This window comes from Streptomyces sp. NPDC030995, assembly GCF_055571215.1.
Map to the genome: position 1 here is coordinate 1 of NZ_JBVIFS010000007.1, position 5,992 is coordinate 5,992.

Sequence of the window (5,992 nt, forward strand, 5' to 3'; positions counted from 1 at the left end):
CCCCCCCCCCCCCCCCCCCCCCCCCCCCCCCCCCCCCCCCCCCCCCCCCCCCCCCCCCCCCCCCCCCCCCCCCCCCCCCCCCCCCCCCCCCCCGCGCCCGGAGGAGCACGGCCGCCTCGGTCGCGTCGAGCGCGACGCCGTCTCGGGCCCGCCGGAGCGCGCGGCGCATCGCGTTTTCGGTCGGAGCGTCACTCGGAGTGGTCATACGGCGAGCATACGATCCGATGTTCCGGCGGTGGTGCGGCTCATCTCATCAGCTCACCGGCGTTGACCAGCAGGGACTGGCCGGTTATCGCCCGCGCCCGGTCGGAGGCGAGGAACACGGCGGCGTCGGCGACGTCCCCGTCGGTGGCGAGGTCGGGCAGCGCCATGCGGTCGGTCAGCCGGGCGTGGACCTCGGCCTCGGGAACGCCCTCCGTGTGGGCGGTGAAGGTGACGAAGGCCTGTACGGGCGGCCCCCACATCCAGCCGGGCAGCACGGTGTTGACGCGGATCCGGTGCGGGCCGAGCTCGCGGGCCATGGAGTACATGGTGGAGGTCAGTGCGCCCTTGGAGGCGGCGTAGGCGGCCTGCTGCACCTCGTTGGGCGCGGCGACCGCGGACTGCGTACCGATGATCACCACTGATCCGCCGCGCTCCTTGAGCGCGGGCAGGCAGGCGCGGGTCATTCGCAGAGTCCCCAGCAGGTTCACGTCGATGATCTGCGCCCAGGTCCCGAAGTCGGCGCCTTCCAGCCCCCCGAAGTACGAGTCCAAGGCGGCGACGTGCACGACGGCGTCGACCCCGCCGAAGCGCTCGGCGGCGAGGGCCGCCAGCGCCTCGCACTGCCCCTCGTCGGAGATGTCGGTGGTCCGGTAGGCGGTGTGGATCCCCTCGGGGTCGATCTCCGCAGCGGACTTGGCGAGATTGGCCTCGGTCCGCGCCCCGAGCACGGCGTTCCCCCCGTCCCGCACCACGGCGGCGGCCACCTGATGTCCGAGTCCGGCCCCGACGCCGGAGACGATGACGGTCTTCCCTTGGAGCAGCATGACGGTCCTCCGGTGGGCACGGAAGTGATATCTGACGGGCCGTCAGGCTAGGGGAGGCGGGGCGGGTTGGGAAGGGCCCCGGAGGCGGGTGCCGCTCCGTGCCGCTTCCGGTCAGCGCTGGGCCTCCTCCAGCAGGGCGACCTGCCGTGCGATCACGGCCGGCGGGAAGGCGGTTCCTTCCAGGCCGTCCGATCTCTTGATGAAGGTCGCGATGCAGTGCCCGGTCCGGACGACCGTGTACTGCGTCAGGAGCCGCCCCCCGTTCTCCCTCGGGGTCGAGACCTCGAACTGCACGGCTTCGTCGCCCAGCCGCGGGGCGGGAACGGCGGTCATCGTCTTGTTGAAGACCCCGGAGGGGTCCTCCACCTGGTACTGCCGGCAGGTGGTCAGACCGTCGCGGAGCAGCATGAAGGCGATCTGCGCCGTGTCCTCCCGGTACGAGGCGAGGAGCGCGCTGCTGCCGAAGTAGTCCCCCTTCCAGTTGTAGCTCTGCTCGGCCACGAGCGGGGCGAGGTTCACGTTCATCCGGGCGTAGGTGGCGTCGAGCACGCGCGCGCAGGCGAGGTCGGAGGGGGGCTTGAACCTCGGGTCGGGCTTCTGGGGCTTGCGGATGGCGACCGGGTTGCCGTGGGAGTCCGGGACCTCCGAGTCCGGCACCGCCGCCGCCAGCAACTGCTCGCGCGTCAGCGCGCGGCCCGTGATGGCGGCGATCGACGGGGAGCCCGAGGGGGACGCCGACTCCGACGCGGACGCCGACGGCGCATCGGCACCCTTGTCCGAAGTTCCGGCTTCCGCCGTGCAGCCGACCGCGGTCAGGGCGACGGCGACGGCCGCCGTCAGGGCGAGGTGGCGGCCGACCGCCGGCCGTGAGCGCCGCATGTGCATGGAACCGTCCCCCGGAGATGTGGATGATCAGGGGGAAGGCATCGGCGGCGACCCGCCACCACCAGGGGGTTTCGCCTGTCGGTCACATCACCTCGGCCCCTTGCGTCGCCCGCCGCAGCCGGAGCAGTCCCTCCGCGATCTCCTCCGGGGTGTGGGTGGTGAAGCTGAGCCGGAGCGTGCGCGGGTCGGCCGGGCCCGTGTAGAAGGGGGCTCCCGGGACGTAGGCCACGTCGTGGGCGATGGCCGACTTCAGCAGCTGCGCCGCGTCGTGCTCCTGCGGCAGGCGGGCCCAGACGAACATGCCGCCCTGCGGACGGTTCCACTCCGAGCCCGTCGGGAGGGCCTCGCCCAGGCCCGCCAGCAGGGCGTCGCGCCGCTCGCGGTACGCCGTGCGGACCGTGGCTATGTGGGCGTCCAGGTCCACCGTCGCGAGGTAGTGCGCTGCGGCCAGCTGGTCCACCGTGGAGGTGTGGAGGTCCGCCGCCTGCTTCGCGACCACCGCGGCCCGGCGCAGTTCCGCGGGCGCCCGCAGCCAGCCCAGCCGCAGGCCCGGCGCCATGACCTTCGAGAAGCTGCCGAGCAGGGCCGTACGGTCCTGCGCCCCCGGATGGGCGGCGAGCCACGGCACGTCGGAGCCCTCGTAGCGGAGGTCTCCGTACGGGTCGTCCTCCACCAGCCACAGCCCGAGGCGCCCCGCGATCTCCGCCACCGCCGCCCGGCGGGCGGCCGGCAGGGTGCGTCCCGTCGGGTTCTGGAAGGTGGGGACGGTGTAGAGCAGCTTCGGGCGTTCCCGCGCGACGATGCCGGCCAGCGCCTCCGGGACGATGCCCTCCGCGTCGCAGGGGACGGGCACCACCCGCGCGCCCGCCAGCCCGAAGCACTGGAGCGCCGCCAGGTAGGTGGGGTTCTCGACCAGCACCACGTCGCCGGGTTCGACGAGGGTGGCGGTGAGGAGCGTGAGGGCCTGCTGGGAGCCCGAGGTGATGAGTACGTCGTCCGCGCCGGTCGGCAGCCCGCGCGCCGTGGCCCGGGCCGCGACGGCCTCGCGGAGTTCCGGCGCGCCCTCGGTGGTGGAGTACTGGAGCGCGCGCCGCGCCGACACCGCGAAGGCGGCGTCGTACGCGGCCCGCAGGCCCTCCGTGTCGAAGAGCTCGGGCGCGGGGAGTCCGCCGGCGAAGGAGATGACCCCGGGGCGTTCGGTCAGCGCGAGGATCTCGCGTACCGGGGAACCCTGGACCGAGGCGGTGCGGGCGGCGAACGCGGGCAGCGGCGCGGGGCCGGCCGCTGCGGGCGCGGGCGCGGACACGGGCGCGGGCGCGGTGGTGGGGATGGGCGCGGGCACGGGGCTCCTGCTCCTCGGAGACGGGTGCGCGCATCGTAGCGAGAGAAGGTTGTAGACGGCATCTATGTATCACGTGGTGGAACAGCCCCCGAGGGCTCCCCATCTGATGCCGCATCAGCTAGACCGTTCCCATGACGACAGGAGAGCAGCACCAGCAGGAGACCCGCGTCGACGACTACGCCGAGCTCGCGGCCGTCGGCCCCTACGGCGTCCGTCCCGGCCATGCGCTGATCACCATGGTGGAACCGCACCCGGGCCACGAGTACGCGTACAACCGCTGGTACGAGGACGACCACTACTACGCCGGCGCCATGGCCATGCCCTGGATGTACGCCGGCCGCCGCTGGGTGGCCACCCGCGAGCTCCAGGAGCTGCGCTACCCCGAGAAGTCGGCCGTCGCCCAACCGGTCACCGCCGGCTGCTACATATCGACGTACTGGGTCACCGAGGGCCGCTACGACGAGCACATGAAGTGGACCGTCGGCATCAACAAGCGTCTGAACCGCGACGGCCGGGTCTACCAGGACCGGACGCACGTGTTCACGTCCTTCCAGGACCACCGGGCCACGGTCTACCGCGACGGCGCCGCCGGACCCCGTGACTTCCACGCCCTCGACCACCCGTACGCCGGACTCGTGGTCCAGGTCGTCGACGCCGACGGCCCCGAGCAGCGGGCCGAGCTGCTGGAGTGGCTGCGCTCACACGCCTTGCCCCGGCGGCTGCACGGCTCCCCGGCCGCGATGGTGACGGTCTTCCGGCCCACGCCGCTGCCCGGCGACCGGATGACGTACGTCAAGCAGGTCGAGGGGGTCGACACCCGCCTCACGCTGCTGTGGTTCCTGGAGGAGGACCCCCGGACCTGCTGGGACCGCTTCCAGGGGCTGGACGCGGAGGTCGCGGAGGCGGGGCTGGGGCGGGTGGAGCTGGTGGCGCCGTTCATCCCGACGGTGCCGGGGACCGACCGGTACGTCGACCAGCTGCGCTGAGGGCCGGGCGGACGGGAGCCGAGCGTCGCCTCCGTCCCGTACGCGGACATGGCCGAGCCCCCTCGGCCAAGACGGCGGACCGGTCGAGAGGGCTCCAGTCAGTGGTGCAGGTGCTGCAGGTGGAGCAGGTGCTGCCGGTGGTGCAGGTGGTGCAAGTGGTTGTGACGACGGGACGGTTGGGATCGGCCGTGACGTTCAGGCGAGGCGTCCCGGTCGGCCCTCGGTGACATCGGCGACGAACGAGGTCCACGAGCCGGGCGCGAAGGTCAGGGACGGACCGTCCTGCACCTTCGAGTCACGGACCGCGATGGCCTCCATGACGGGGGACTTGACCTCGACGCAGGCGCCGTTGGCGGAGTAGGAGGACTTGACCCAGTTGTCCGTGGCGCCTTCGCGAATAGCCATGTTTCTCTCCGGTGAGCAGTAGTTCCGGTGGCGTGTCGGCCACTTCTCCGACCGACGTGATCGACGCTACCGGCAGCTCCTGATAGGTGAAGGAGGCATTCACCCGACCGAGTGGCATATTCCATTCAGGCCTTCTGTGGCCGGGGAGTGACGGTGTACCGTACCGGCCCGCTCGTCACCCGCTCGCCACGCACCCCGGTGCACTACGGGCTCATTCGCCCTTGTCCGCATATTCCTCGATGATTCCCGAGATGAACTGACGGGTCTGGTCGACGTTGAGGGCCTGCGCGCGCAGATGTTCGTACATCACGCTGTACTTCTGAACGTCGTTGGCCTTCTCCAGGTACAAGTCGCTCGTCACGCCCTCGATGTAGACGACGGTCGAGTCGGACGCGTCCGGGAATTCGAGGATCGCGTACTGGCCGTTGACGCCCGGGTGCGCGCCCAGCGAGAACGGCATCACCTGCACGGTGACGTGCGGCTGCTCCGATTGCTCTATCAGGAACTCCAGCTGCCGGACCATCAACGGGGCGTCGCCCACCCGCCTGCGCAGCGCGGCCTCGTCGATGACGGCCCACAGGCGCAGCGGCCCGAGCTCCGGGTTGTTGTTCTCCGTCTCGGAGAGCCGCTTCTGCCGGTGCATGCGCACCTGGACCCGTTTCTCCACGTCGGCAGGGGCGGTCTCCGGCCACGCACCGCGGACGAGGGACTGGGCGTACTCCGTGGTCTGGAGCAGCCCCGGGATCACCAGGGGCTCGTACGTGCGCAGGCTGGCGGCATCGGTCTCCAGGCCGATGTAGACGCTGTACGGGATGTCGCCGAAGGCGTGCCACCAGCCCTGCTGGCGGGAGTCCTTCGCCATCTGCATGAGGGAGTCGATGAGCCGGCGGTCCTCGACCTCGTACACGTCGCACAAGTCGCGGACGTCGCGCTGGCTGATGGAACGGCGGCCGTTCTCCAGTCGGCTGATCTTCGACTGGGAGACCAGCAGGCGCTCGGCGACCTGCTCGGCCGTCATGCCCTTGTCCTCGCGGAGCTTGCGCAACTCCATGCCCAGTCGGCGGCGTCGGACGGTGGGATTGACATTGGACGCCACGTGAACGGCACCTCCGCCTTCTTCTGTCGTGCAGCAGCTGTCTCTCTGCGTGTCTGATGTCGAGCAGACTGCCACCGAAGCGGTCGGCGCCGCTGGGGAACGGCCGGGAAACACAGACGCGGGGGGGGGGGGGGGGGGGGGAACCCCCCCCCCCCCCCCCCCCCTCCCCCTCCCGTTGCTGTTCTCCTCAGGGGGGGTAGAAGCTGACCGACCACCACCCACCCCCCAACGAAGGAGGGAAAGAAAAAAA

General features: G+C 71.6%; 6 protein-coding genes. 1 reads left to right on the top strand and 5 read right to left on the bottom strand.

The window, feature by feature from the left end:
• Nucleotides 1–245: 245 nt before the first annotated feature.
• The 3 genes from ACZ45T_RS13655 to ACZ45T_RS13665 all read right to left on the bottom strand — a co-directional run bounded on the left by ACZ45T_RS13655 (nucleotide 246) and on the right by ACZ45T_RS13665 (nucleotide 3,219).
• Complete coding sequence (locus ACZ45T_RS13655; protein WP_468440690.1) at nucleotides 246–1,028, bottom strand: SDR family oxidoreductase; 783 nt, start codon at nucleotides 1,026–1,028, stop codon at nucleotides 246–248.
• A 111-nt stretch (nucleotides 1,029–1,139) separates the two neighbouring features.
• Nucleotides 1,140–1,907: a hypothetical protein gene (locus ACZ45T_RS13660; protein ID WP_468440692.1), complete on the bottom strand. Its 768-nt coding sequence runs from the start codon at nucleotides 1,905–1,907 to the stop codon at nucleotides 1,140–1,142.
• A gap of 88 nt (nucleotides 1,908–1,995) precedes the next feature.
• Complete coding sequence (locus tag ACZ45T_RS13665) at nucleotides 1,996–3,219, bottom strand: aminotransferase-like domain-containing protein (RefSeq protein WP_468441110.1); 1,224 nt, start codon at nucleotides 3,217–3,219, stop codon at nucleotides 1,996–1,998.
• 167 nt (nucleotides 3,220–3,386) lie between these two features.
• Here ACZ45T_RS13665 and ACZ45T_RS13670 point away from each other — a divergent pair, with 167 nt between their 5' ends.
• Nucleotides 3,387–4,241, top strand: a complete 855-nt coding sequence (locus ACZ45T_RS13670; protein ID WP_468440694.1) for a hypothetical protein — start codon at nucleotides 3,387–3,389, stop codon at nucleotides 4,239–4,241.
• Between the two features lie 195 nt (nucleotides 4,242–4,436).
• Here the strand turns inward: ACZ45T_RS13670 and ACZ45T_RS13675 are convergent, their stop codons facing one another.
• Nucleotides 4,437–4,646 carry a DUF397 domain-containing protein gene (locus tag ACZ45T_RS13675; RefSeq protein WP_468440696.1) on the bottom strand — a complete coding sequence of 70 codons (210 nt, stop codon included), beginning with the start codon at nucleotides 4,644–4,646 and terminating at the stop codon, nucleotides 4,437–4,439.
• A 211-nt stretch (nucleotides 4,647–4,857) separates the two neighbouring features.
• Nucleotides 4,858–5,742, bottom strand: a complete 885-nt coding sequence (locus ACZ45T_RS13680) for a helix-turn-helix domain-containing protein (RefSeq protein ID WP_468440697.1) — start codon at nucleotides 5,740–5,742, stop codon at nucleotides 4,858–4,860.
• Nucleotides 5,743–5,992 lie beyond the last annotated feature (250 nt).